Source organism: Nitrosopumilus sp. b3 (genome assembly GCF_014078525.1).
In the GTDB taxonomy this organism is placed as follows: domain Archaea; phylum Thermoproteota; class Nitrososphaeria; order Nitrososphaerales; family Nitrosopumilaceae; genus Nitrosopumilus.
This window is the reverse complement of sequence record NZ_MU078693.1, coordinates 33,231-58,393: the sequence shown is the minus strand read 5'-3', so window position 1 is coordinate 58,393 and position 25,163 is coordinate 33,231. Positions and strand designations below refer to the sequence as shown.

General features: G+C 32.6%; 28 protein-coding genes and 1 tRNA gene. 19 read left to right on the top strand and 10 right to left on the bottom strand.

Features of this window, described 5'->3' with window-relative positions:
* The first annotated feature begins 44 nt into the window (after window positions 1-44).
* Both thsB and C6990_RS00280 read left to right on the top strand, forming a co-directional pair.
* Window positions 45-1,655 (top strand): thermosome subunit beta, encoded by a 1,611-nt coding sequence (thsB, locus tag C6990_RS00285; protein WP_182127769.1) that lies wholly within the window; start codon window positions 45-47, stop codon window positions 1,653-1,655.
* A 49-nt stretch (window positions 1,656-1,704) separates the two neighbouring features.
* On the top strand, window positions 1,705-2,571 hold the full coding sequence (locus tag C6990_RS00280) for an ROK family protein (RefSeq protein ID WP_182127768.1): 867 nt from the start codon (window positions 1,705-1,707) through the stop codon (window positions 2,569-2,571).
* Here C6990_RS00280 and C6990_RS00275 read toward each other — a convergent pair.
* The 5 genes from C6990_RS00275 to C6990_RS00255 are packed head-to-tail and all read right to left on the bottom strand — an operon-like array spanning window position 2,568 to window position 6,084.
* Window positions 2,568-2,831, bottom strand: coding sequence for a DUF2024 family protein (locus C6990_RS00275; RefSeq protein WP_182127767.1), 264 nt, complete (start codon window positions 2,829-2,831; stop codon window positions 2,568-2,570). The genes C6990_RS00280 and C6990_RS00275 overlap by 4 nt on opposite strands.
* A gap of 14 nt (window positions 2,832-2,845) precedes the next feature.
* Window positions 2,846-3,199: a hypothetical protein gene (locus C6990_RS00270; RefSeq protein ID WP_182127766.1), complete on the bottom strand. Its 354-nt coding sequence runs from the start codon at window positions 3,197-3,199 to the stop codon at window positions 2,846-2,848.
* Window positions 3,200-3,207: 8 nt separating this feature from the next.
* Window positions 3,208-4,731 (bottom strand): glutamine-hydrolyzing GMP synthase, encoded by a 1,524-nt coding sequence (gene guaA / locus C6990_RS00265; protein ID WP_182127765.1) that lies wholly within the window; start codon window positions 4,729-4,731, stop codon window positions 3,208-3,210.
* Between the two features lie 4 nt (window positions 4,732-4,735).
* The gene (locus tag C6990_RS00260; protein WP_182127764.1) at window positions 4,736-5,311 is read right to left on the bottom strand and encodes a hypothetical protein; all 576 of its coding nucleotides are present in this window, start codon (window positions 5,309-5,311) and stop codon (window positions 4,736-4,738) included.
* A 35-nt stretch (window positions 5,312-5,346) separates the two neighbouring features.
* Window positions 5,347-6,084 carry a 6-hydroxymethylpterin diphosphokinase MptE-like protein gene (locus C6990_RS00255; RefSeq protein ID WP_182127763.1) on the bottom strand — a complete coding sequence of 246 codons (738 nt, stop codon included), beginning with the start codon at window positions 6,082-6,084 and terminating at the stop codon, window positions 5,347-5,349.
* Between the two features lie 33 nt (window positions 6,085-6,117).
* On the opposite strand from C6990_RS00255, the gene folP reads away from it, so the two are divergent.
* From folP to C6990_RS00240, 3 genes are read left to right on the top strand one after another with little or no spacing between them, the layout of a single operon-like run.
* Window positions 6,118-6,984 carry a dihydropteroate synthase gene (gene folP / locus C6990_RS00250; RefSeq protein ID WP_182127762.1) on the top strand — a complete coding sequence of 289 codons (867 nt, stop codon included), beginning with the start codon at window positions 6,118-6,120 and terminating at the stop codon, window positions 6,982-6,984.
* Window positions 6,985-7,014: 30 nt separating this feature from the next.
* A complete protein-coding gene (gene guaB / locus C6990_RS00245; RefSeq protein WP_182127761.1) occupies window positions 7,015-8,445 on the top strand; it encodes an IMP dehydrogenase in 1,431 nt (476 codons plus the stop codon).
* A 35-nt stretch (window positions 8,446-8,480) separates the two neighbouring features.
* Window positions 8,481-8,948, top strand: coding sequence for a hypothetical protein (locus tag C6990_RS00240; RefSeq protein WP_182127760.1), 468 nt, complete (start codon window positions 8,481-8,483; stop codon window positions 8,946-8,948).
* On the opposite strand, the gene pheA is transcribed toward C6990_RS00240, so the two are convergent.
* Both pheA and C6990_RS00230 read right to left on the bottom strand, forming a co-directional pair.
* A complete protein-coding gene (gene pheA / locus C6990_RS00235; protein ID WP_182127759.1) occupies window positions 8,945-9,760 on the bottom strand; it encodes a prephenate dehydratase in 816 nt (271 codons plus the stop codon). The two genes, C6990_RS00240 and pheA, sit on opposite strands and share 4 nt — an antisense overlap.
* 3 nt (window positions 9,761-9,763) lie before the next feature.
* Window positions 9,764-10,315: an exosome complex RNA-binding protein Csl4 gene (locus C6990_RS00230; RefSeq protein WP_182127758.1), complete on the bottom strand. Its 552-nt coding sequence runs from the start codon at window positions 10,313-10,315 to the stop codon at window positions 9,764-9,766.
* An 87-nt stretch (window positions 10,316-10,402) separates the two neighbouring features.
* Here C6990_RS00230 and C6990_RS00225 point away from each other — a divergent pair, with 87 nt between their 5' ends.
* Window positions 10,403-11,482 (top strand): zinc-binding dehydrogenase, encoded by a 1,080-nt coding sequence (locus tag C6990_RS00225; protein ID WP_182128037.1) that lies wholly within the window; start codon window positions 10,403-10,405, stop codon window positions 11,480-11,482.
* A 2-nt stretch (window positions 11,483-11,484) separates the two neighbouring features.
* Window positions 11,485-12,084, top strand: coding sequence for a tetratricopeptide repeat protein (locus tag C6990_RS00220; RefSeq protein ID WP_182127757.1), 600 nt, complete (start codon window positions 11,485-11,487; stop codon window positions 12,082-12,084).
* Here the strand turns inward: C6990_RS00220 and dph2 are convergent, their stop codons facing one another.
* Window positions 12,085-13,080 (bottom strand): diphthamide biosynthesis enzyme Dph2, encoded by a 996-nt coding sequence (dph2, locus tag C6990_RS00215; RefSeq protein WP_182127756.1) that lies wholly within the window; start codon window positions 13,078-13,080, stop codon window positions 12,085-12,087.
* An 82-nt stretch (window positions 13,081-13,162) separates the two neighbouring features.
* Between dph2 and C6990_RS00210 the strand changes: the two genes are divergently transcribed.
* Window positions 13,163-14,491 carry a tRNA(Ile)(2)-agmatinylcytidine synthase gene (locus tag C6990_RS00210; RefSeq protein ID WP_255465047.1) on the top strand — a complete coding sequence of 443 codons (1,329 nt, stop codon included), beginning with the start codon at window positions 13,163-13,165 and terminating at the stop codon, window positions 14,489-14,491.
* Here the strand turns inward: C6990_RS00210 and C6990_RS00205 are convergent.
* Window positions 14,492-14,581 (bottom strand) — tRNA-Met (locus tag C6990_RS00205). It lies immediately after the preceding gene.
* Between the two features lie 82 nt (window positions 14,582-14,663).
* Here C6990_RS00205 and C6990_RS00200 point away from each other — a divergent pair.
* Genes C6990_RS00200 through hisI form a run of 11 tightly spaced genes read left to right on the top strand, consistent with a single transcriptional unit; the run spans window position 14,664 to window position 24,410 of the window.
* Window positions 14,664-15,755, top strand: coding sequence for a PQQ-dependent sugar dehydrogenase (locus C6990_RS00200; protein WP_182127755.1), 1,092 nt, complete (start codon window positions 14,664-14,666; stop codon window positions 15,753-15,755).
* A 1-nt stretch (window position 15,756) separates the two neighbouring features.
* A complete protein-coding gene (locus tag C6990_RS00195) occupies window positions 15,757-17,013 on the top strand; it encodes a hydroxymethylglutaryl-CoA reductase, degradative (RefSeq protein ID WP_182127754.1) in 1,257 nt (418 codons plus the stop codon).
* A 38-nt stretch (window positions 17,014-17,051) separates the two neighbouring features.
* The gene (hisG, locus tag C6990_RS00190; protein WP_182127753.1) at window positions 17,052-18,029 is read left to right on the top strand and encodes an ATP phosphoribosyltransferase; all 978 of its coding nucleotides are present in this window, start codon (window positions 17,052-17,054) and stop codon (window positions 18,027-18,029) included.
* A complete protein-coding gene (hisD, locus tag C6990_RS00185) occupies window positions 18,029-19,300 on the top strand; it encodes a histidinol dehydrogenase (RefSeq protein ID WP_182127752.1) in 1,272 nt (423 codons plus the stop codon). Before hisG ends, hisD begins: the two co-directional genes overlap by 1 nt.
* Window positions 19,297-20,367, top strand: a complete 1,071-nt coding sequence (hisC, locus tag C6990_RS00180; RefSeq protein WP_182127751.1) for a histidinol-phosphate transaminase — start codon at window positions 19,297-19,299, stop codon at window positions 20,365-20,367. Before hisD ends, hisC begins: the two co-directional genes overlap by 4 nt.
* Window positions 20,364-21,338, top strand: a complete 975-nt coding sequence (locus C6990_RS00175; protein WP_182127750.1) for an HAD family hydrolase — start codon at window positions 20,364-20,366, stop codon at window positions 21,336-21,338. Before hisC ends, C6990_RS00175 begins: the two co-directional genes overlap by 4 nt.
* A 26-nt stretch (window positions 21,339-21,364) precedes the next feature.
* Window positions 21,365-21,952, top strand: a complete 588-nt coding sequence (locus C6990_RS00170; protein ID WP_182127749.1) for an imidazoleglycerol-phosphate dehydratase — start codon at window positions 21,365-21,367, stop codon at window positions 21,950-21,952.
* Window positions 21,952-22,557 (top strand): imidazole glycerol phosphate synthase subunit HisH, encoded by a 606-nt coding sequence (hisH, locus tag C6990_RS00165; protein WP_182127748.1) that lies wholly within the window; start codon window positions 21,952-21,954, stop codon window positions 22,555-22,557. The genes C6990_RS00170 and hisH overlap by 1 nt, the downstream gene beginning before the upstream one ends.
* A complete protein-coding gene (gene hisA, locus C6990_RS00160) occupies window positions 22,554-23,261 on the top strand; it encodes a 1-(5-phosphoribosyl)-5-[(5-phosphoribosylamino)methylideneamino]imidazole-4-carboxamide isomerase (protein WP_182127747.1) in 708 nt (235 codons plus the stop codon). Before hisH ends, hisA begins: the two co-directional genes overlap by 4 nt.
* The gene (hisF, locus tag C6990_RS00155) at window positions 23,258-24,061 is read left to right on the top strand and encodes an imidazole glycerol phosphate synthase subunit HisF (RefSeq protein WP_182127746.1); all 804 of its coding nucleotides are present in this window, start codon (window positions 23,258-23,260) and stop codon (window positions 24,059-24,061) included. Before hisA ends, hisF begins: the two co-directional genes overlap by 4 nt.
* Window positions 24,062-24,083: 22 nt before the next feature.
* The gene (gene hisI / locus C6990_RS00150; protein ID WP_182127745.1) at window positions 24,084-24,410 is read left to right on the top strand and encodes a phosphoribosyl-AMP cyclohydrolase; all 327 of its coding nucleotides are present in this window, start codon (window positions 24,084-24,086) and stop codon (window positions 24,408-24,410) included.
* Here hisI and C6990_RS00145 read toward each other — a convergent pair.
* Window positions 24,407-24,982, bottom strand: a complete 576-nt coding sequence (locus C6990_RS00145) for a hypothetical protein (RefSeq protein WP_182127744.1) — start codon at window positions 24,980-24,982, stop codon at window positions 24,407-24,409. The two genes, hisI and C6990_RS00145, sit on opposite strands and share 4 nt — an antisense overlap.
* Between the last annotated feature and the right edge of the window lie 181 nt (window positions 24,983-25,163).

Sequence of the window (25,163 nt, the reverse complement as noted above, 5' to 3'; positions counted from 1 at the left end):
GTAATGTTAAAAAGGGGGATTCAGGGGATTGAAGCTGAATCTAAATGGCATCAATTCAACAAGGACCAAATGGACCTGTTTTAGTTCTCAAAGAAAGTGCACTACAGCAAAAAGGTAAAGACGCACAGCAGAATAACATTGCAGCAGCAAAATTAGTTGCAGAATTAGTAAAAAGCAGCCTTGGACCCAGAGGCCTTGATAAAATGTTAGTTGATTCCTTAGGTGATGTTACTATTACAAATGATGGGGCAACCATCCTTAAAGAAATTGATGTTCAACATCCAGCAGCAAAAATGATTGTTGAAATTTCTAAAACTGTTGATAATGAGGTTGGAGATGGTACAACATCTTCAGTAGTTTTTGGAGGTGCACTACTGGCACGCGCAGAAGATCTCCTCAAAAAAGATGTTCATTCATCAACCATTGTAGATGGTTTTCAAGCAGCCGCTGATAAAACTCTTGAAATTTACTCTCAATTAGCAAAAAAAGTTCTACCTGATGATAGAGAATCTCTTATGAAAATTGCAACAACTAGTATGCAATCAAAATTAATCTCTGAAGACAGCGGTATTCTATCAAAAATCGTAGTAGACGCAATTCTCAGCATTGCTACTAAGAAAGGGGATGTTTATTCTGTCGATCTTGAAAATATTAAGGTTGAAAAGAAATCAGGTGGTTCTATTCAGGATACACAAATTGTCAAAGGAATTGTTTTAGACAAAGAAATTGTTCATAGTGGAATGCCTACAAAAATCGAAAATGCACATATTGCATTAATTAATTCTGCATTAGAAATTGAAAAAACTGAAATGAGTTCTGAGATTAGAATTACAGACCCAACTCAAATGCAGATGTTCTTAGAAGAAGAAAATAGAATGATAAAATCTATGGTTGATAAATTACATGATGTTGGCGCTAACGTTTTGATTTGTCAAAAAGGAATTGATGATATTGCACAACATTACCTTGCAAAATATGGAATAATGGCAGTTCGTCGTGTTAAAGAAAGTGACATGATTAAACTATCTAAAGCAACAGGTGGTAGAGTAATTAGTAATCTTGATGATCTTTCAGAAAATGATTTAGGTTCTGCAAAATTAGCTCATCAAAAGAAAGTTGAATCTGATAAATGGGTATTCATTGAGGGCTGTAAGCATCCGCAATCAGTTACTATGTTGATTCGTGGTGGCTCTCAAAGAGTTATTGATGAAGTTGATCGTTCAATTCATGATTCTTTAATGGTTGTAAAAGATGTAGTACAAAAACCTGAAATCGTTGCAGGTGGTGGTGCCCCTGAAGCATATGCTGCATCATTACTAAAAGACTGGGCAGATAATTTTGATGGAAAAGAGCAACTTGCAATTAAAAAATATGCAGAAGCCTTGGAGGTAATCCCATTAACTATTGCTGAAAATGCAGGAATGGATCCTATTGACACTATGGCTAATCTACGAGCAAAACAAAATCAAGGTCGTAAATGGACTGGAATTGATGCTAGAAATACACAGATTGCAGATATGATGGCAATTAATGTTATAGAACCAATTGCAGTTAAAGAGCAAATAATCAAATCAGCTACTGAGGCAGCATGTATGATTCTAAGAATCGATGATGTAATCGCTACATCTGGTGCTCCAGGTGGCGGAATGCAGTAAATGTATAATTTAGTTAAAACTAAAACCTTCTAATCTTCATAAATTACTAATGTACAAACTTGGTGTAGATTTAGGTGGCACTAAAACTGAAGCAATTTTACTTGATGAGAATCTAAATGTTATAACAAGAAAAAGAGTTCAAACACCAAAAAATGATTATGAACAAATAGTTAACACTATTTCATTATTAGTTTCAGAACTAACTGAAAACATTTCTAATTTCTCCATAGGTGTATGTACACCTGGTGCTATCTCTAACCAAACTGGATTCATTAAAAACAGCAATACTCAGTGTTTAATTGGAAAATCAATTAAAAAAGATCTAGAGAATAAGATAGGAAAAAAAATTTCTATTGAAAATGATGCTAATTGCTTTGCTATGGCAGAAGCTAAGATGGGTGCTGCAATTGATTATGGTTTAGTTTTTGGTGTTATAATGGGCACAGGTGTAGGCGGTGGGATTGTAATTGATAAAAAACTTCATTCTGGCAGAACCAATATTGCAGGAGAGTGGGGACATCACATCTTACATCGTAATGGAAATTTATGCTATTGTGGAAAAAACGGATGTGTTGAGACATACATAAGCGGTCCAGCTTTAGAAAAAGAATGGACTAACCAAACTGGCAAATTCTTGTCTTTGATTCAGATTCTATCTGATATTGATAATGAGACTGGTAAGAAATGGAAAGAAGACTTTCTAGAAAATTTTGGATATGCACTTGCAAATGTAATTGATATTTTAGATCCTGATGCAATTGTAATAGGTGGCGGATTGTCAAACATTGATTTTTTATACACTGAAGGAAAAAAATCAGTTTATGATAAAGTATTTTCAGATTTAGTTGATACGCCGATTTTGAAAAACAAATTAGGTGATTCTGCAGGCGTGTATGGTGCTGCTCTCTTAACTTAGTCTTTTGGACATCCATCTATTTTTTGGATATAGTATCCATTAGTCATTATTTCAATTTCCATATCTTCTGGAACTGACTGTGTATGGCAAAATCTGCATTCTTCAGTGGTTACCTTTGCAGTTTCTTCCCCGATTCCCTTTAACCATTCTTTTGCAAAAGAAATTGCTTTTTCTGTATCGCTATTGTCTGTAACTACATCAAAATGCATTGTATGCCCATCTTTAGCTATTACATATGTGTCAAAAACATGAAAATCCATATCAATTAAAATTTTTAGGAATATTTATTTTTAATTTTTAAAATTTTTTCCACTATCTCAATAACATCTGCATCTAATTCGGTGCTGATCAAAATTAATCCTGCACCTCCAATAGGGATTGTAATACGAAATATTTTCTCATATTTTGCTAATGCAAACACTGGCTTACCAATTTTTTCTGATGTTTTTTTACGTGTAGACCATCTATAAACTGCTTGAGATAATGACAGTTCAGTTTCTTCCCTTGACAAATGACTTTGTAATCCCTCTTTCATCTTATCATGGAGTTCACCATAATCATAAACCCCAACATATCTGATTTTTTCATCACATTCTAAAATATCATCACAAATTTTTTCATATTCCAAAATTATCCCTACTGTGGCTCAATTGTTGCAGGTGGTTTGCTTGAAATTGTATATGTCACCCAAGTAACATCTTCAATTTCATTTGTTATTCTATTACTCATCTTTTCTAAAAGACCATGTGGCAATCTAGTCCAATCTGCAGTCATTGCATCAATTGAATCTACAACTCTAATCATAACGATATTGCCATATCTGCGCTCATCACCGACAACTCCTACTGCTCTATCGTCACCTACAGCAGCATATGCCTGCCATACTTTATCATACAAATTTGCCTCTAGTAACTCATCCTCAACAATTCTACTTGCTACTTTTGCAATCTTTAGTTTGGTTGGATTAACTTCTCCTATTATTCTAACAGCTAATCCTGGACCTGGAAATGGATGTCTCATGAAAAGTTTTTCTGGAACTTCAAGAATTTTTGCAATCTTCCTTACTTCATCTTTATACAATTCCTTCAATGGTTCTAAAATTTCTAAATTGAGCCAATCTGGTAGTCCGCCTACATTGTGGTGAGATTTTATTACTGCTGCAGGCCCTTTTGAAACTCCACTTTCAATTATGTCTGGATATAATGTGCCTTGAGCTAACCATTTGAAAGGACCATTTTTTTCAGCAAACTCGGTAAAAACATGAATAAACTCTTCCCCTACAATCATCCTTTTCTTTTCTGGATCTTCTATCCCTTTGAGCTTTCCAAGAAATTGTTCAGCAGCATCAATTGAGGTGAAATCAACTTTGAAATTATCTTTGAACATCTCCTCAATCTCTTTTTCTTCATTTAGTCGTAAAAGTCCATTATTTACAAAAACACACTTTAGCCTATCACCTATTGCTTTGTGAATTAACAGTGCAACTACTGTGGAATCTATTCCACCACTTACTCCACATAATACATTCCCTTCAATTTTAGAAATTTTTTCCACTGCCGAATCTATGAATCCTTCCATAGTCCAATCTTGTTTTGCCCCACAAACTTTTAAAACAAAATTCTTAAGAATTTCAGTTCCTTGTTCTGTATGTACTACTTCGGGATGAAATTGAATTCCGTAAATAGATTGATCTTGAGATGCAATTGCGGCAGCTTTTGCACCTTCAGTATGCCCAATTACCTGAAATCCAGGAGGAATTTGCTCTGCCTCATCTCCGTGACTCATCCATGCTCTAACTGATTCCCCAATCCCATTTAGAAGATCTTTATCATCATCTATTGTAAGTAACGATGAACCATACTCTTTGTTTGCTTTTTTTACTTTACCACCATACTTGTTTACAATTAATTGGTGGCCATAACAAATTCCAAGCAGTGGTAAATTCATTTCAAAAATTTTATTTTCGGGAACTGGTGCATCTGAACTGTAAACACTTGATGGCCCTCCTGAAAAAATTATTCCTTTAGGATTAAGTTTCTGCAATTCCTCAAAAGTAATATCAAAAGGTACAAGTTCTGCATAAACAGAAAATTCTCTAATTCTTCTACAGATTAAATGACTATACTGTGAACCAAAATCTAAAACTACAATTTTATCCATATTATCACTTTTTGATATTTTCAAGCATTCTGGTTAATGACCATCCTGCTGTATTGATTAACTCATTGACTCTTTCTTTTTGTCTGTAGTTTTTGATTATAATTTCTCGAATATCTGTTCCGTTCTTGTTAACTATATAATCAATTATTGATTCCTTTTGGATTTTTCCACTCTCTGCTTCTTGACAATCCTTCTTTTTCATTTCTCCAATTATTCTATCTAAAAAGAATGATTTGAAGGGTGGAGTGTCTGCGTTTATCACAATTTCATTGTCTAAAACTATGGATAGTTGTTCTGGTGTGACATATGCATTGGCAATGATTTTGCCGTCATTTACTCTTTTAATTGGAATTGAAGTTTTCACAGGTTTTTCAATTTTTTTTGGTTCGGGTTGAATTTCAATCTCTTTTTTAATTTCTAACTGAGAAGCTTTTGTAAAACTAGAATCTTTAAGAAATGAATCTAAAACTGTGATGTTTTTTTCTAACATTTCGATGGATTCTTGATGTCTATCAATTTGTTCGATCAAACTTTCTTTCAAAGCGGCAATTTCCTTAACTTGTTCCGCTGAAAATTTCATAATTTGGTTAATGGGAGATGGGTATTAAATGCATTCTAGGTAATTATAATATCAAGTTCTTTGTATGATATTTTTTTAAATCCTTTAATTGACTTTGATGTAGTAAATAATTCTGATTTTGTGCTAGTTGATAACCATTCTAAAAGATTTTCTCCTTTTTTTAATTTCAATAGTTTCATTTTCCTTTCTATTTTTTTTGTATTAGAAAATTTACCAATTTTTTCCCCAAAATCCATTCCAAATAAAATAATTTTCTTTGCCTTGAAATAACTGGCTAAGAAAACCCCTCTGTCCCCATCAGTGAATCCTCCAAAATTATGAATTTTGTTAAAAGGTTTTGATTGTGTTGTGCCAATACAATTTTTAAATTTTTTTACAAATTCTAGTTTTTCAATATTGTCACCATGTGCATGCACAACAAAAATAGATTTTGTTTTTGCAATTTTCTTCATAGTTGCCTCATCACCATCTAAATCCGTAATTATTAAATCTGGAATAATTCCATTTTCTACAAGTGGTTTTAGTGCACTATCAGCCACAATTTTTATAGCTTTTTTGTATTTTTTTAATTTTGGAATTGCAGTTGACAATGATGGTCCTGAACCAATAATAAAAATAGTGTTCCCTTCAATTAATTTATTTATTTTTTCAATGGTATTTGATTTTTTTAAAAGAAAGTCTAACTGAATAGCTGACTCTGTATCTTTTTTTTCAGAATAATTGAATTCCTTTAAAATATCCGTGTATCTCTTTTTCCAACCTAAAACCATCATATGACTCAAATTGCATTAGATTTGATAAACCATGTGGCAAAAATTGCAAATGTAGGCGTAGGTGGAAAAAACCCCGTACGTATTATGGGAATTCTAAACACAAGTCTTGAATCTTTTTACAAGAAATCCATTCATACAAGTGCAATTCAGATCAAAAACTCCATAAAAGATATGGAAAGTAATGGTGCTGATTTTATTGACGTGGGTGGCATGTCTACTGCCCCCTATCTGTCTACATTAGTATCTGAAAAAACTGAATCTAAAAGAGTTCTTTCTGCAATTAAGATAATCCAAAATGTCTCCAATCTTCCAATCTCAGTTGATACATGTAGGGCTAAAGTGGCAGAAGATGCATTGAAAAATGGAGTTGAAATAATTAATGATATTTCTGGATTAAAATATGATCAAGAAATGCAAAAAGTTGTATCAAAGTTTTCTCCATCAATAATTTTATGTGCATATGACTCTAAAACAGTTTTAGGTAATCCTGTAACTGCAACAAAAAAACTTTTTAGAGAAAGCTTGAAAATTGCCAAAAACTCTAGTATCTTATCAGAGAAAATTGTGTTAGATCCAGCTATTGGATTTTTTAGAAAAACGGGAAAAGGACCATTTTTTACAAAAATTAAATCTGATTGGATAAAAAGGGATCTGACAATTATTCAAAATTTGAAATCTATAAAACAAAAATTCCCAATTTTAATTTCAGTATCTAACAAATCTTTTCTGGGGAATATTTTGGAAAAAGAAAATCCATCTGATCGATTATTTGGATCTATTGCAGCAGAGGCTATCTCTGTAATTAATGGGGCTGACATAATTCGTACCCATAATGTACTGGCAACCAAAGATGCAATAACTGTAGCATCTAAATTATCAAAACAACACAAAGGCTTATAATCAATATTCAACTTTCTTAACAAGGTTTCATTGGAATTCAAAGAAGGATTAACTTTTGACGACGTTCTTCTTGTACCCAAATATTCAGATATTACAAGCAGAAGTCAAACCGATCTATCTACAAAACTATCTCGAAATATCACAATAAATATTCCCTTCGTGAGTGCAAATATGGATACTGTAACAGAGTCTTCTATGGCTGTTGCCATGGCTCGAGCAGGTGGTATTGGTATAATTCACAGATTTTTGACTATAGAAGAGCAGGCACACGAAGTTCTCAAAGTAAAGCGCTCAGGAAGTATAATGATAGAAAATCCATATTCTATTACTTCTGATAAGTCGGTTCAAGATGCTCTTGACTATGCCAGTGATATGGAAATTTCTGGTCTATTAGTAGTTGACTCAAATTCTAAATTAATTGGAATAGTTACTGAGAGAGATCTATTGTTTGCTGATCCTAAACTTCGAATTGAAGATATAATGACTAAAGATGTTGTAACTGCAAAATTTGGAGTTTCTCTAGATGAATCTAAAGAAATTTTACATCAACACAGGATTGAAAAATTACCAATAGTTGATGATTCAGGAATTATCAAAGGATTGATTACAAGTAAAGATATTACAAATAATGCAGATTTTCCAAATGCCTCAAAAGATAAGAAAGGTCGTCCTTTAGTTGGATCGGCAGTTGGTGTAAAGGGTGACTTTTTAGAAAGAAGTGAATCTCTTTTAGAAGCAGGTGCTGATGTACTTGTTGTAGATATTGCACATGGTCATAGTGAAAATGCAATGAGCACAATTCGTAATATCAAAAAAGCATTTCCAGACTGTGAACTAATTGCAGGAAACATTGCAACTGCTCAAGGCGCTGAAGATTTGATTAAAGCCGGTGTTGATGCTGTAAAGGTTGGTGTTGGGTCGGGCTCAATTTGTATTACTAGAGTGATCACTGGTTCAGGAGTTCCACAATTAACTGCAGTTATGGATTGTGCAAAAATTGGAAAGGAATATGGAATTCCAATAATTTCTGATGGCGGCACAAGAACTTCTGGTGATGCAACAAAAGCATTAGCTTCGGGAGCTTCGTCTGTAATGGTTGGTAGTATGCTGGGAGGTACTGATGAATCCCCTGGAACTGTTTTGACCAAAAATGGGAAACGCTTCAAAGTCTATCGAGGAATGGCTTCTTTAGCTGCCTCAATTGGTAGAAAATCCAAAGAAACAGGCTCTATCTCACTAGATGATGACCTTAATGATTATGTTGCAGAAGGAGTTGAAGCTATGGTTCCTTACAAAGGTACAGTTACTGATATTCTAAAACAACTGACTGGTGGGGTTCGATCTGGTTTGAGTTATTGTGGTGCACATTCTATTCCTCAAATGCAAGAAAATGCAGAATTTATCAAAATGTCAAGAGCTGGATTTGCAGAAAGTCAGCCTCATGATGTTTCTTTAATGTAGATAATTTTTTAAGCAGTATCTGAAACAATTCAAACATGTTATCCAAAAGAACTATCATAGGACTGATAGTTGGTAGTGCAATTATTGCAATTGGAGGATATTCTTTAATTTTACATATTGGAACAATTACTATTAATGAAAATTATGTTGTAGCTGTTGGTGATTCAACTATCTATACAATTCCTGCACCAGCACATACACGACAAACCATGACTATTACTGGTGATGCATTTGATATGAAACTTCAAAGTCCTGGAGATGGCTTACAGATTCCTACCACTTCATACAAAAAAGAAGTGAGTTTAGATTGGACACATTTGATTGAGGGCGAAACAAAAATACAAATTCAAAATACGGGAAACACTGAATTAACAATTACTGGAGTTCTTATTAGAAGCTCTGATCCAATATGGTTTACATATGATCTAATGGTGATAACAGCTGGTATGGTAATTATAGGATTTAGTATGGGTTTTACACTAAGAAAGCCAAAAGGATTTTAGCTTAGTTTGGCAGAAGGATAAGAACCTAAAACTTTCATAAATAATGTATCATGTTTTATTTTTTCTAATATTTCTGAAATCTTTGAATCATCTTGATGCCCTTCAAAATCTACATAGAAATTATATTCCCATGTGTTTGTTTTTGTTGGTCTTGATTCTATCTTTGTAAGATTGACATTATTTCTATGAAAATTTTCTATGATTCTAAATAATGAGCCTGGTTCATGCTTTATGGAGAAAATTATTGATGTTTTATCGTTACCTGAAATAGGACTAGTTATTTTTGATAAGACCAAAAATCTTGTATAATTATTCAAATTATTTGCGATGTTGTTTGAAACAATCGGCATATCATAAATTTCGGCAGCATCTTTACTTGCAATTCCAGCACAATTTTTATTTTTTAATTCTTTAACAATTTTTACACTACCGGCAGTATCGTATGTTGGAATTGTTTTCATTTTATGTTCCTCGATAAATTTTCTACACTGACCTAAAGCTTGTGGATGCGAATAAACTGTTTCTACTTCATCTAATACTCCAATTCCAATCAAACAATGTTCTATTCTATGATAAATTTCTCCAATCACGTTAAGATCTGTTGAATACAGTAAATCATAACTTTCACCTACACTTCCTTCAATTGAATTCTCTACTGGTAAAACCGCATATCCTGTTTTGTCTGTAGAGGTACTCTCTAATACTTCTGCAAATGTTGATAGTGGAACAGTAGTAATTTCTTTCTTAAAAAACGCCCTTGCAGCAGCTTCACTATATGCTCCTCGTTCACCTTGGAACGAAACCTGAATCATTTCTTACTCTCTCAACTTTATAAAATCACTATTGCCAAAATCAGAAGAAAGTTTTCTTTCATCTATCCATGCACATTCAGTACATTTTATGGCATCGCGCATTGGAACAACTTTTCCACCACATTTTCTACATTTTGTAAATAAAATTCCTAAACCTGGTTCGTTAATTGCTGCATGAATTGTACCGTTAAGATGATTTAGAATTTTTAATTTTACTATGTCATTGACAAGCGCAACATTTCTAATTCTCAAGTTTCGAGTTGAACAGACACATTCTACTTTAGATGTAGTAGGTTTTCCATTAATGTAATCAATTGAAACTGCAATCATAGATGACATTACTGCTGCAACTGTTCCAATAATAATATCGCCTACTTGAGGAATTGATAGAAGTTTTGGATGTTTAATGTTGGCAATACGTGTTTCCTTGTTGATGTCTTTTTCACCTACAGTTGCTGCTCTAACCATGTCTCCATCATCAAAGGTATTGTGCCCTGCCTCGTATTCTTCAATAGACGCTATTCTGTCACCTGGGAATGTTGCATTTTCAGACATGCTGAGATTTTTGTTTTTATGATTATAATTGTTTGTGGTCTGAAATTAGCTGGTAAATCATATATCTCCAAAAATCTCAAAAAAATCATGAAAGCACTAGTCTATGATGAATATAGTGTTGATGATGATTTTTCTAAAATATTAAAAATTAAAGACCTTCCTATGCCTAAACCAAAACCTAATGAAGTTATCTTCAAAGTAAAAGCAACAGCATTAAACTATGATGACATTTGGGGTATGAGGGGAAAACCATTAGCAATTCCATTACCGCACATTTCTGGAACAGATGCTGCAGGTGAAGTGGTAGAAGTTGGAAGAGATGTAAAAAACATCAAAGTCGGTGATAGAGTGGTATCTCATGGAAATATGTCATGCAGAGTTTGTAAAGCATGCACTGATGGACGAGAATATGATTGTAGAAAACGAACAATTTGGGGTTTTGAAACAGGTCCTCTTTGGGGGGGATATTGTGAATTTACACATCTTCCAGAAGTTAATGTTGTCAAAATCCCAGAAGGTATTTCATATGAGGAAGCAGCTGCTGCATCAATGACAATGCTGACATCATGGCATATGTTAGTTGGAAGGGCAAAGATTCAACCTGGGCAATTAGTTTTGATTATGGGTGGTAGTTCCGGCGTTGGAAATTATGGCATTCAAATTGCAAAACTTTTTGGATGCACAGTAATTGCTACTGCAAGTCCTGACAAATTAAATAAATTATTAGAACTTGGAGCCGATTTTGCTGTAGATCATAGAAAGGAGGATTGGCATAAAGAAGTTAGATCGCTTGCAAAAAAAATTCCAAAACCCTATGGAAGTGTATCTGGTGTTGATATAATTTTTGAACACATTGGTGGCACCCATTGGAATAAAGAACTAACATTGCTAAGCTATGGTGGAACTATTGTTACCACTGGGGCAACTACAGGATATAATGCAAAAACTGATCTTCGTCATATTTTCTTTAAAGGAATTAACATTTTAGGCTCAACTCAAGGAACAAGGGCTGAATTAGAACAGGGTCTATATTGGATGTCACAAGGAAAAATAAAATCAATAATTGATTCAGTGTATCCTTTAGAAGATGCAGCGGAGGCTCACAAAAAAATGCTTACAGGCAAAGGACTTTTTGGAAAAATCATTATGAAACCTAGTTCTGATTGAAAATGTCAGATCCTAAAATAAACTCAATTTTAGATGAGGGAAATAGGTTATTCTTACAAGGCAAATTAAAAGAAGCAATTGTCTATTATGATAAAATTCTAAATGACAATCCATTGCATCTTAGTTCCCTAAATAATAAGGGATATGCCCTAAGTAAACTCAAAGATTTTGAAAATGCTTTGAAATGCTATGATTCTGCATTAGGAATTTATCCCGACGATCTTTCTGTATTGGTAAATAAAATATCATCATATCGTAAACTAGGAAAATTTATTGAAGCATTATCCTTATGTGATAAAATTCTAAAGAATAATCCAAATTACAACATTGTATTATATCATAAAGAGCGAATTTTATTTTCCATGGAAAAATTCAATGAATCCATCTCTTGCTGTGATAGTATATTGAATGATTATCCAGAAAATGGGGATGTGTTATTTGACAAATCTTGTAGTCTTGTAATGCTCTCAAAAATAGATGAAGCACTTGAATTACTAGAGCGAGCAATTTCTCATGGATTACAATATAAAATAAAGGCAAAAAAATCAAAATCTTTTGCAAGATTATATGATAACACTAGATTCAAAAAACTAGTATTCTGATTACAACCAATGTGGAATTTCTAAATATTCTTCAATACTTTCGTTTCGTAAAATCTTAAGAAGGGCATTTGCTTGAGGAGTTGATAAAACAGGCTTGTCAAACTGATTATCCGTAGATATTCTTGGACATGCAACTTGAACAAAAGCATCAATTCCTTTTAGATTTTGTAATCTGTCATTTGTGATGTCGGTTAATCCAAACAATTGAACCTTCTTTCCTGCTTTTTCTAATTCTTTTTTGATTTTTAACGCAAATACTTTGGATAGCTGACCTTCTTTGAGTCCAACTATTACTCCAAAGGTTTTAGCTTCAGCCGCTTTGTATATTGCAAGTGATGCCTGCTTTTTTAATTTCTGAGCAAATTCTGTTATTTCTCTTACTTCATTAAAGTAGGGATCTAAAATGTATGTTGGCAAATTAGTGGATAGTGCAATTCCTGCAGCATGAAAATTACTTTGGCCTAAAAACACATACGCATCTACTTCTTTTTTTAGTTGTGATGCAGGATAAAATTCACAACCAAATACCTGACCGTCATTTAATTGCCCTTTACTCTTTCCAATTTTTACTTTGATTCCATTCTCTGTTAGAATTTTTTCAACTTTGTCAATCTGATGCAAATGTTGACTATCTGTAACTAATGAGATAGTTTTCCCTTTTAATATCTCTGGACATTTTTTTGCAACACTATCAAAATCTACATCATCAAATGCATCAATTAAAACAAGATTCTCTTCTAATGATTCTGTATTAATTGTGTGTCCTATATTGAATTGAATTTCTGCTCCAAGAACTTTAGATCCATTTGTGTTAAGATCACATGTTCCCCATGTTGTATCTGCTAAAACATATGCAGGAATTCCAAACTTCTCTGATATTCTCATAGCAGTTTCTTGAACTTGAGGTAAGATTCCGTCTGGCCCATTTAATGAAACTGAAGCTGGATTTTTGGTCTCAATTTCTTTGAAAATCCTCGCTTCATCTATTATGATCAATTCAGCTTGGAATGTGACTTTATTAATTTAAATCAACTGAACCATCCAACAACTAAAAATGTCTTTATTTTCAAAGTGAATTGTGGAAAAAGAAACAATTCTTAATATTGGATTTGATGACACTGATTCTCCAAAGGGAATGTGTACTACATTTCTAGCCTACAAAATTGTTGATTTACTCAAAAAAGAAAAAACTGAATTTATGGATTTTCCAAGATTAATTCGATTTAATCCCAACATCCCATGGAAAACTAGAGGTAATGGTGCAGTTTCAATTAAAATTAAGACTAAAAACCCATCAAATGTAAAAAATAAAGTAAAAAACTTTGTTTCAAAATATTCTGATGTTAAAAATGGAGCAAATCCTGGATTGGTATTTTTTGAGAGTGATTCAATCCCATCTGATTTTATTGATTTTAGTAATTTAGCTTTATGGAGATTAATTAATAGAAACAATGCAAAAAAATTTGCCAAAAAAAATAATCTTGAATTTTTTTACAAAGGTAATGGCCAGGGATTGGTCGGAGCCATTGGTGCAATTGGATATGATTTTCACGATCATACATTAGAACTTTTGAGCTATCGAAAAAGATCAAAATTTGGAAAAGAGAGAAGAATTACTTCTGAGAGTGTAAAAGAAATGCAAGAAAAAACTTTCCCAAATACGTTTAATAGTTTTGATACAAAGAAAGGACGAATTCTAATCACTCCTCATGGACCTGATCCTGTTTTTTATGGTGTAAGAGGAGAGAACATTGATTCATTGCTTTATGCAACTAAGATTCTAAAAAGTGAAGAAAAATTGGATGGATACATGATTTTCAAATCAAACCAAGGTACAGGGGATCATTTGAAAAATGAATTAAATATTGAAACTATGCTGCCCTATGCTTCGGGAAAAATTACTGGAATTGTATTGAATACTCCAAAAATTGTTAAAGGAGGACATGTATTCTTTAAAATCAATTCAAACAATCATGATTTTTGGTGTGCCGTTTACAAAGAAACTGGACTCAATACTATTGCTTCAAATTTAGCTAAAGGAGATAAAATTTGTGTGGGCGGTGGAGTTAGAAAAGCATCAAAAAACTTTCCACGTATAATTAATCTTGAATTCATTGAAATTATTAATCTTGGGAAAAATATTTCATTATCAAATCCATTTTGTCAAAAATGTAATAAAAAAATGAAGTCCAAAGGTAAGAATCAAGGATTTCAGTGTATACGTTGTGGTAGAAAAGCAATGAAAAAAACCACTAGTGTTATTTCAAGAAAACTCAAAAAACAACTGTATATTCCAAAAATATCTGCACATAGACATCTTACAAGACCTTCACAGCGTATGGGGAAAATCAACAAATCCACGAAATTTGATAAATCTCTTCCATGGTTTTGTGTTTATAGAAATTAGTAGCGGGGAGTAGATTTGAACTACTGAACTGCGGGTTATGAGCCCGCCGGGATGACCTAGCCCTAATTAGTCTGGCTTCCCCACCCCGCTGAACATAAATGAAGTTGAGCCGTATATACGCTTTATCAAATTCTTGAAAGTAATTAATAGGATTTGAAAAGATCACTTTTCTGTGAATAAAAAAATTCAAATCATTGCAGTTGTTGGAGCTATAATATTTTCAGTATTGGTTCTAACATCACCAAATGATCCTATACCATTACCAAAACCCATTTCTAATTCACAAAATGATTTTGTAACTATTCTAGCTGAAAATCTTGACAAACCTCGTGCAATTGCAATTTCAGATGATAGGATTTTCGTTACAGAAAAAGATGGGCTAATCAGAGTAGTTGAAGATGGAAATTTATTAGAATCGCCACTTGCCGCATTCCGTTCTGCAAATGTATTTGATGGAGGATTATTAGGAATTACACTACATCCTAATTTTTCAAATAATCATTACATCTATGTATTTTTAACATATGAAGAAGATGGAGACTTGTGGAATAAAATTCTGAGAATTACAGAATCTGAAAATAAATTACAAGATGCTGAAACAATTTTTGATAAAATTCCAGGTTCCTCATTTACCAATGGCGGTTTTATCAAATTTGGACCTGATGGAAAATTATATGTTGGTACTGGAACCATTTCAGATGCATCACATCTTCCACAGAAACTTGATTCTCTATCTGGAAAAATTTTAAGACTAAACGATGATGGAACAATTCCTGATGATAATCCCTTTCCAGAATCATCTGTTTACTCTTTAGGACACAGGAATCCACAAGGAATGACATGGGATAATAATGGAAATATGTTTGTAGCAGAATTTGGACCTGAAAAAAATGATGAAATCAATATTATTCAAGCAGGAAAGAATTATGGTTGGCCTGAACAGGAATGCTCAGGCAATAAAAATTATGAAGATGCTATTCTCTGCTATGATCCGAGTATAGAGCCTGGAGGTATCCTATTTTACACTGGTGATAAACTTGATTTTGAATTTCCATTCATTATGGCCTCAATGAGATCTGCAAATCTGTATCAAGTAGACTTTGAGGAGGGTCTAAGTTCACAAAAGTCTATTCTTAGTGGAATTGGTCGAGTTCGTGATGTCGTTGAGGGAAATGATGGTAGTCTTTATGTTATTACTTCAAATACTGATGGAAAAGGTTTTCCAGATAGAGCAGATGATAAATTATTGAGGATAGTAAAATAAAATGTCAGATTCATCAATTTCAAAATTATTTGAAAAAACAAGAAAAGAAAGACTAGAGATTGTTGCAAATTTTGCAAATCTATCTAATGATGACATAACTATCTTAGAAAGCGAAAATGGTGGAATTTCTTTTGATAAAGCAGACAAAATGGTTGAAAATGCTATTGGAACATTTTCTTTACCTTTGGGTATTGCAACAAATTTCAAGATAAATGGTAAAGACTACATAATTCCTATGGTGATTGAAGAGCCATCAGTTATTGCAGCAGCTTCCAAAGGTGCAAAAATTGCCAGAATTAAAGGTGGGTTTGAAGTTTCAGCAATAGAATCTTACAGTATAGGTCAAATACAAGTTTTGGATGTTGATATTCCTGCAGCAATCAAAAAAATTAAAAATTCAGCCAATGAAATTTTAGATTTGGCAAATTCTAAAAGTAACACTTTATCTAAAATGGGAAAAGGTGCAAAAGAGATCTCTTGTAAAGAAATTGATACTCCTTCAGGCAAAATGCTAATTGTTGAACTCTTAATTGATGTTGGCGATGCGATGGGGGCCAATGTTACAAATACTATGTGTGAGGCAGTTTCCACATTAATCGAAAAGATATCTGGCGGTAGAACACTTCTTCGTATATTATCAAATTATTCAACTAGAAGAATCGCAAAGGCAAAAGCAGTGTTTGAAAAAGAAGCAGTTGGAGGAGAGGAAGTTGTTGATAATATTATTTTAGCGTTTGAATTTGCTGACAATGATGTGTATAGAGCAGTTACTCACAACAAAGGAATTATGAATGGAACAATAGCTGTTGCAAACGCTGTTGGTCAAGATAGTAGGGCTATTGAAGCTGCCGCAAACGCCTATGCTGCAGAATCTGGAAGGTATCGCTCTCTTAGCAAATGGAGTAAAGATAATGAAGGCAATTTAGTTGGAACTCTTGAAATTCCACTATCAGTTGGAATTGTTGGTGGAATTGCCAATGTCCATCCTGTGGCTAAAGTATGCACAAAAATTCTTGGAGTAAAAACTGCACAAGAATTAGCATGTGTTATGACTGCTACAGGACTGGCACAAAATTATAGTGCCATTCGTGCTCTTGCTACTGAAGGAATTCAAAAGGGGCACATGCGCCTTCATGCTAGGAATCTTGCAGCAGCCGCAGGAGCTACTACTGAACAAATTGATGATATTGTTCAAAAAATGATTGAAGAAAAGAAAATTTCACTTGATAGGGCTAAAGAATTACTTGAGCAAATTTAAACATGCGATTATATAGCTAAAAAGTGAAAAAATTGAAAATGACTGAAGTAAAATTTGCAATTCCCAAAGGAAGTTTAGAAGATGCAACTTTCAAATTATTAGAAAAATCTTGGACTAAAGTTAATCGAAAGAGTAGAACTTATCGAGTATATTTGGATGATCCAAATATTATCGTAAAGATGCTTAGGCCTCAAGAGATTCCAACCATGGTTGCAGAAGGATTGTATGATGTTGGAATTACCGGGAAAGATTGGGTAGGAGAAACAAATTCTGATGTTGAAGCTATGTTGGATTTGGAATATGGAAAAATAAGATTAGTAATTGCATTTCCTGATCAATATCGTTATAAAAATCTCGATGAAATGATTGCAGATTATGGAAAAAAGAAAAAAACACTTCGCATTTCATCAGAATATCTCACAACTGCTTCTAAGTTTTTAAAACAATCAAAATCTTACAAAAAATATCATGGTTCCAAAGATCCTCTAATTGTAACACCGTGGGTACGATTGGGAACAAACAAAAATGTTCAGATTCATTTATCCTTTGGCGCAACTGAAGCAAAACCTCCTGAGGATGTTGATGCCATAATGGATGTTACTGAAACTGGAACAACACTAAAACAAAATAAACTAAAAATTGTTGATGAGGTTCTAACATCTACAGCACATTTGATTGTAAACAAACAATCTCTAAAAGATCCAAAAAAACGTGAAAAAATATTCGATATTGTTACTCTGTTGAGAGGTGCAGTTCATGGTAGAAAATATTTGCACATTTACCTTAATGTAGAGGAAAAAAATCTCAAGAAACTTTTAGCAGAGATGCCTTCGCTCAAAAAGCCAACTGTTAGCCCATTAAGTGAAGAAGGATGGTTTGGAATAAACACAGTCATAAAAAAAGAAGAATTTCACAAACTTATTCCTAAACTCCGAAAGATTGCTCAAGGTCTTGTAGTTCACGAACCCCGCCAAATTCTTGAGCTTGAGGAGATCAAGCGTGACGAAGAAAATTGATGAGAATAATCAAAGTAACTAATATTGAAAAATTTGCATCTAAAATTCTTCCAAAACAGCCTCAAAAAAACAAATCAATTGTTGAATCTATCATTAATGATGTAAAAAAAAATGGCGATAAGGCATTACGAAAATATGAAAAAAAATTCACCAAGGCAACCATCTCTTCATTTCGATTATCTAAAGTTGAAATAAAAAATGCATATTCTAGTATATCAAAATCTGAACTTGATGCATTACATTTAGCAAAAAGAAGATTGGAAAAAACTGAATCTACAATCAAGTCACTATTAAAAAATAAAACAATTAACAATGATGGAATCAAAATTATCAAAAAATTCATTCCAATTCAAAGTGTCGGTTGTTACGTTCCGGGAGGTTTGGCCAGATATCCAAGTTCTGCCATAATGTCGATAATTCCCGCAAAAGTTGCAGGAGTGCCTAGAATTGTAGTTGTATCTCCACCAAACTCTGAGGGTAAAATTGATCCATTGACAGTTGTTGCTGCAGATATTTGTGGTGCACATGAAATTTACAAAACTGGTGGCGTTCAGGCAATTGCTGCATTATCAAATGGAACAAGAACAATCCCTAAAGTTGATAAAATAGTCGGACCTGGTGGTGCACTTGTAACTAGTGCAAAATTTCTAGTTAGTGAACAAACTGGAATTGATATGCTTGCGGGTCCTACTGAATTAGGGATTATTGCAGATAATTCTGCAAATCCAAAATTTATTGCGTTGGATTTGATTTCACAGGCAGAACATAGCAGCGATACTTTTTGTTATCTAATTACAACCTCAGAAAAACTTGCAAAGTCTGTAAACAAAATGGTTTCTGAATTATTACCAAAAATTCAAAGGGCAAATTTTGTAAAATCTAGTCTAAAAAATAATGGGTTTATTGCAATTTGTAAAACACAATCAGATATGATCAAACTTGCAAATATTTTATCTCCTGAACATCTACAAATAATGACAAAAAAACCTGAATCAATTTCCTCAAAAATAACTTCTTCTGGTCTTATTTTACTTGGAAGTGATACTCCCTCATCTGCTAGTGACTATATTTTAGGCTCAAATCACATACTTCCTACCAGTGGATTTGCTAAAATTCGAGGATCTCTTTCAATTTTGGATTTTATTAAAATCAGCACACAAGTAAAATGCTCAAAACCATCGTTGTCAAAACTTTCAAAACCTTTACAAATTTTAACAAAAGCCGAATGTCTATTCAATCATTATGAGTCAATTAGAGGAAGATTAAAATGAAAAAAAATTGGTTTGATGAAAAAATTAAAAAATATTCTTCTATTGGAGGATACAAAAAACCTGAACTTCTCAAAGATGCTGTAAAACTTGATTCAAATGAAAATTATGTTATTCCTAAACAATTTCAAAATGACATACTATTATCAGCTAAAAAAAATTCTGATGTAAGAGAATACCCTTTGGGTGGAGTAGAACGATTAATTGAGATGATATCTAAATTCATAAAAATTCCTTCTTCAATGATTGGTGTTGGAAATGGCTCTGATCAAATTTTAGATTTATTACTTTCTAATTTTGCATCAAAAGATACCAAAGTCCTTACATCCAATCCTACATTTGGATTTTTTGAAGAACGTTGTAAATTATATTCAATTCCAATCATAGCAATTCCATTTTCAGATGATATGGAGTTAGACATTAAAGATTTCATTGAACAATCCAAAGATGCAGATATCCTTTATCTTGACTCACCAAATAATCCAACTGGATTTCAATTTCCAAAAAATGTATTACAAAAATTCATAAAATCTTTTGAGGGTCTTGTAATAATTGATGAAGCATATGGAGAATTTGGTGATTACTCTCTTGCTAACATGGTAAAACATCATGAAAATTTGATTGTTGTTCAGACAGTATCAAAATCATTTGGTTTGGCAGGACTACGATTAGGATATTTTATTGCAAATAAGAAATTCACTGATACTTTCATGAACGTGCTTCAATATCCATATCCTCTAAGTACTATTACTATAGAATCTGGAATTTTAGCTTTAGAAAAATCAAATCTAATGAATGATGCAGTAGAGAACATCAAAACTGAAAGAAAAAGAATTATCGATACTTTACGAAAATATGATTCCTTTGAAGTCTTTGATTCCAAGGCTAATTTTGTCCTTTTTGATGCTAATGGTTCTTACAAAAGGGTCTTTGCAGCACTTGCAGAGCAAGGAATCTCGATTCGTAAATTAGGAAAAATTGGCAATCATGAAGGATGTCTTAGAGTTTCAATTGGTACTAAAGAGATGAATTCAAAATTCTTACTTGCAATTCGTGATTTATTGAGATGACTTTAACAAAAGAATCTAACGGGATCTACATTGATAACTCAAGTATTGATGTATTAAATGAAATTGATGCAGTAATTTTTGATTGTGATGGTGTTTTAATTGATATTACAAAATCTTATGACTTGGCAATAATTAAAACTACTAAATATATTCTGGAGACTTTTGCAAAAATTAATGATACTATAGATATTGATTTTCAAATAATTGATGGATTCAAATCTACTGGTGGATTTAATGATGAAGTTGATCTCACATATGCTGCAATAATTTCCCTTGTTGCAGCAAAAAAATTACAAAAAGATCCTTCTAGTTTTATTTTTGATGTAATAAAAAATTCTGATTCATCAGGTATTGAATCTGTAGAAAAATATCTTGAAAGTCTAACTGACATATCTGAAATTAAGAATCAATTATCTTATCCCGGCTCACATCATGAAAATATTTTATATCAAAATTTTGATCAAATTTTTTATGGTCCTCAATTGTATCAAAAATTATTTGGAAAACCATCTAAATTCACTTTTCCAGGTTTAATCGATCAAGATGATGTGATTTTAAATGATTCTTTACTTGAAAAATTACAAAATAAATTTGATTCAAAAATTGCAATGGTTACAGGTAGAGGAAAAGAATCTGTAAGATACTCATTAAAGGAATTATTAGAAAAATTTAATTTAAAAAATTCATTTTTTCTTGAGGATGAATCAAGAGAGCTTGCAAAACCTAATCCTAAATCACTTTTAGATTCAATAGGTGGTATGAATAGTGCTTGCACATTATATGTAGGAGATTCAATGGAGGATTTTATCATGGCAAAAAAAGCCACTGATTTGGGACATCCAACTATTTTTTGTGGAATAATCGGTACTAGCAAAAACCCTCAAGATAAACTTGAATTATTTGAGAGAAATGGTGCTATGTTGGCATTGGACTCAATTAACTTACTTCCAAAGGTATTAAATTTAGAATAAAGCAAATTCTATAGTCTGAGAGAAATATGGCCCCAAGAAAAGCATCAATCAATCGAAATACCAAAGAAACTAGCGTTCAAGTTGCTGTAAATATTGATGGATTTGGTAAAACAAACATCAAAACTGGCATTAATTTTCTTGATCACCTGATTGTATCTTTTGGAAAACATGGTATGATGGATATAAAAATTAATGCAAAGTCTAATGATGGAATTGAACATCATCTAATTGAAGACACTGCAATTACATTGGGACAAGCAATTGATAAAGCACTGGGATCACGAGTAGGGATTACTAGATTTAGTTATGCATCAGTTCCGATGGATGAATCATTAGCTGAAGCATCAATTGATTTGATAAAGCGCCCCTTTTGGAAATCAACTCTATTAATTAAACGAAGTAAAATTGAAGATGTTTCTAAAGAAGATCTTGAACATTTTTTTCAATCATTACTGCAAAACCTGAACAGCTGTATTCATCTTACTGTAAAGTATGGGGATAATGATCACCATAAAGTTGAAGCTGCCATTAAATCACTTGCTGTTGCATTTAGAAATGCTTCTACAAAGGATAAAAAGCAAAAAGGAATCCCAAGTACTAAAGGTTCAATGTAATGACAAGTGTTGCAATCTTTGATTATGGAGCTGGAAATATTTTCAGTTTGAAAAATTCTTTAGAAAAAGCAGGTGCCACAGTTGATGTAATTACAAACTTTGATGAACCAAACAACTATTCTGGATTACTACTTCCCGGTGTAGGGAACTTTGATCCTGCCATTAATAGTATTAGAAATTTTTCTAAAACCGATTTCAAAGACTATGTGGGAGGTATACCAGTTCTTGGAATTTGTCTTGGAATGGAAATGTTTTTTGAAAAGAGTGAAGAAGGGAAAGAAAAAGGATTGAATGTAATTAATGGTGAAGTAATTGTACTTCCACCAACACTAAAAGTCCCACATATGGGTTGGAATGATCTTGAAATTAAAAAACCAGGAAAAATACTTGAAGGTGTTGATGATGGTTCATGGGTTTACTTTGTACATTCTTATAGAGTCAAACCAAATTCTGATGATGTAATTACTGCTGTCTCTGATTATGGCATCAAGGTTCCTGCAGTAGTTGAGAAAGATAATTTTATTGGTACTCAATTCCATCCAGAAAAATCTAGCTCTGTTGGAAAGATAATGATTAAGAATTTTCTAAATGTGTGTAAAAAATGAAAATAATTCCTGCAATTGATCTAATGAATGGACAAGTAGTTCGACTTTACAAGGGTGATCCCAAACAAAAAACAGTATACAGTGATGATCCTGTAGAAATTGCAAAAAAATGGGAAGCCGACGGTGCTGATATGTTACATATTGTGGATTTAGATGCAACTTTGGGATTGGGCTCAAACATTTCAATTATAAAGAAAATCTTGAAGCAAGTTTCAATACCTGTTGAAGTCGCAGGTGGGTTGAGAAATAAATCATTAATTTTTGATGTAATCAAAATATGTGACAGAGTTGTAATTGGAACTTTGGCATTTAAAGACAAAAATTTACTAAAAAAATTATTGTTATCTTTAGGACCTGAAAAAATTGTTATTTCTGTTGATCACAAAGATGGGAAAATTGTAATTCATGGTTGGCAAGATAAAACTGAAATTAAATTAATTGACTCTATCAAAGAATTCCTTGAAATGGGTTTTACAGAATTTTTATTAACAAATGTAAGTCGTGATGGTACAATGGAAGGCCCAGACTTGGAATTTTTAGAACAGGCTTGTAATCTTGATAAAATAAATGTGATAGCCAGTGGTGGAATATCAAATGTTGGTGATGTTAAAGATGTTAAAGAAAAAAATCCATATGGTGTAATACTGGGTAAGGCTCTATATGAAAATAAGATCACGATAGGGGAAGCAAAGAAAATAGCATGACCTTAACAAAACGAATTATTCCATGTCTTGATGTTAAAAATGGCAGAGTAGTAAAAGGACTAAATTTTGAATCAATAAAGGATGCCGGTGATCCAGTCGAATTGGCTAAAAAATATAGTGATGAGGGTGCTGATGAGTTAGTATTTTTAGATATTACTGCATCAGATGAGCAAAGAGAAACAATCAAAGATTTAGTTAGAAGTGTTGCATCAGTAATTGATATTCCATTTACTGTTGGGGGTGGCGTTAAATCATTAGAAGATGCCAGAAATATTTTACTTAATGGTGCTGACAAAGTTGGGATTAATACAGGAGCAATAAACAATCCACAAATTATTACTGAACTAATGGAATTGTTTGGTCGTCAATGCATTGTAGTTGCAATTGATGCAAAAAGAAACTATTATGTAAAAGAAAATGTGACTATTTTTTCCGACGATGATAGAAAATTCTGGTTTGAGGTTTTCATTTTTGGTGGAAAGAAAGGAACTGGAATCGATGCAATACAATGGGCAAAAAAGGCAGATCAATTAGGTGCTGGAGAAATTTTACTTACAAGTATTGATAGAGATGGTACTAAAGATGGTTATGATATATTACTTACAAAATCAATTGTCGACTCTGTTTCTATTCCTGTAGTTGCATCAGGTGGATGTGGAAAACCAAATGATATGGTTGATGTATTTCAAAAAACAAATGTGGATGCAGTTTTGGCAGCTTCAATTTTTCACTATCAAACTCATGGTGTGGAAGGAGTAAAAATTTACCTAAAAGAAAAAGAAATTCCTGTAAGGTTATAAAACCTATTTCAAAATTAACTACATGAAAAAATCCATTGATGATATAGATTTTGAAAAAAGTGGAGGCCTTGTTCCAGTAATTGTTCAGGATGCAAACACAAAAGATGTTTTGACTCTAGCTTATACCAACAAAGAATCTCTGGAATTAGCAAAAAAAACTGGGAACTCATGGTTTTGGAGCCGTTCTAGAAATAAACTTTGGATGAAAGGTGAAGAATCTGGAAATACTCAAAAGATTAGAGAAATTTTAGTTGACTGTGATTCAGATGCAATAATTTATCTTGTTGAACCATCAGGACCTGCATGTCACTTGGGTGAAAGAGTTTGTTTTCATAATACACTCAATTAGCAAACTGGTTGATAATCTTCTTCTTCACCTGGCAAAATCTTTTCGTTTATTTTAAATTCTAAATTTGGATAATCAGTTCCTCTAAAAACAACTCTCCAATCACCAATAAAAGCATCAACTGAACAGTAACCATTTCTTTTTGATAGTTGAGGCTCCAAATAGTAATTGAATGCAGATTTCTCAGAGCCATCAAATGGAATTGTAAAATAAACTGAATAATGCGTACTATTCATTGGTCTTAGAAAAACAATTTGTCCTTTTTCATCAAACCCAAGACCTCCCATTCTCAGAAAAATTTTCTCACCTAGAACATACTCACTTCGATCAATCTGAAATGGACCTGAAGTAATCCATTCCCTTTCTTTTGGAGTATATTCATTTTCTAAATTAATTTTTTCTATTTCATCTAGTTTTGATTCTATCTCTGGATTGCTATCTTCATTCTGTCTTACTTCTTTATCTAGGATATCTTCTACTTCCATGGTTTTTGATTCTTGATTAGTTGTAGCAAAAATTACTATACTGAAAATTATTATTATTCCAACGGGGATTATGATCTTGCTATATTTCACACCAAGCAGTATCTCAAAAATCAGTAAAAACCTTACTCATAATAGAAATTCTCAAAAATTTTTCATATTGATTATTTTTTTTCAAAATTTTATTATTTTTTGTATTTTTCATATTGATTATTGGTTTTTTTCATTATACTTTTTATTATGGAAAATTAAGTACTACTTAACTTGATATTAG

Bases quoted from the DNA above. Each gene is read 5' to 3' on its own strand.
- C6990_RS00195 (WP_182127754.1), top strand. From the start codon at position 15,757: ATGTCAGATTCATCAATTTCAAAATTATTTGAAAAAACAAGAAAAGAA.
- pheA (WP_182127759.1), bottom strand. From the start codon at position 9,760: ATGATTCAGGTTTCGTTCCAAGGTGAACGAGGAGCATATAGTGAAGCT.
- C6990_RS00175 (WP_182127750.1), top strand. From the start codon at position 20,364: ATGACTTTAACAAAAGAATCTAACGGGATCTACATTGATAACTCAAGT.
- hisF (WP_182127746.1), top strand. From the start codon at position 23,258: ATGACCTTAACAAAACGAATTATTCCATGTCTTGATGTTAAAAATGGC.
- hisD (WP_182127752.1), top strand. From the start codon at position 18,029: ATGAGAATAATCAAAGTAACTAATATTGAAAAATTTGCATCTAAAATT.
- C6990_RS00275 (WP_182127767.1), bottom strand. From the start codon at position 2,831: ATGGATTTTCATGTTTTTGACACATATGTAATAGCTAAAGATGGGCAT.
- C6990_RS00260 (WP_182127764.1), bottom strand. From the start codon at position 5,311: ATGAAATTTTCAGCGGAACAAGTTAAGGAAATTGCCGCTTTGAAAGAA.
- hisA (WP_182127747.1), top strand. From the start codon at position 22,554: ATGAAAATAATTCCTGCAATTGATCTAATGAATGGACAAGTAGTTCGA.
- hisG (WP_182127753.1), top strand. From the start codon at position 17,052: ATGACTGAAGTAAAATTTGCAATTCCCAAAGGAAGTTTAGAAGATGCA.
- hisH (WP_182127748.1), top strand. From the start codon at position 21,952: ATGACAAGTGTTGCAATCTTTGATTATGGAGCTGGAAATATTTTCAGT.
- hisI (WP_182127745.1), top strand. From the start codon at position 24,084: ATGAAAAAATCCATTGATGATATAGATTTTGAAAAAAGTGGAGGCCTT.
- C6990_RS00240 (WP_182127760.1), top strand. From the start codon at position 8,481: ATGTTATCCAAAAGAACTATCATAGGACTGATAGTTGGTAGTGCAATT.
- C6990_RS00170 (WP_182127749.1), top strand. From the start codon at position 21,365: ATGGCCCCAAGAAAAGCATCAATCAATCGAAATACCAAAGAAACTAGC.
- C6990_RS00225 (WP_182128037.1), top strand. From the start codon at position 10,403: ATGAAAGCACTAGTCTATGATGAATATAGTGTTGATGATGATTTTTCT.
- thsB (WP_182127769.1), top strand. From the start codon at position 45: ATGGCATCAATTCAACAAGGACCAAATGGACCTGTTTTAGTTCTCAAA.
- C6990_RS00255 (WP_182127763.1), bottom strand. From the start codon at position 6,084: ATGATGGTTTTAGGTTGGAAAAAGAGATACACGGATATTTTAAAGGAA.
- C6990_RS00280 (WP_182127768.1), top strand. From the start codon at position 1,705: ATGTACAAACTTGGTGTAGATTTAGGTGGCACTAAAACTGAAGCAATT.
- guaA (WP_182127765.1), bottom strand. From the start codon at position 4,731: ATGGATAAAATTGTAGTTTTAGATTTTGGTTCACAGTATAGTCATTTA.
- C6990_RS00220 (WP_182127757.1), top strand. From the start codon at position 11,485: ATGTCAGATCCTAAAATAAACTCAATTTTAGATGAGGGAAATAGGTTA.
- hisC (WP_182127751.1), top strand. From the start codon at position 19,297: ATGAAAAAAAATTGGTTTGATGAAAAAATTAAAAAATATTCTTCTATT.
- C6990_RS00230 (WP_182127758.1), bottom strand. From the start codon at position 10,315: ATGTCTGAAAATGCAACATTCCCAGGTGACAGAATAGCGTCTATTGAA.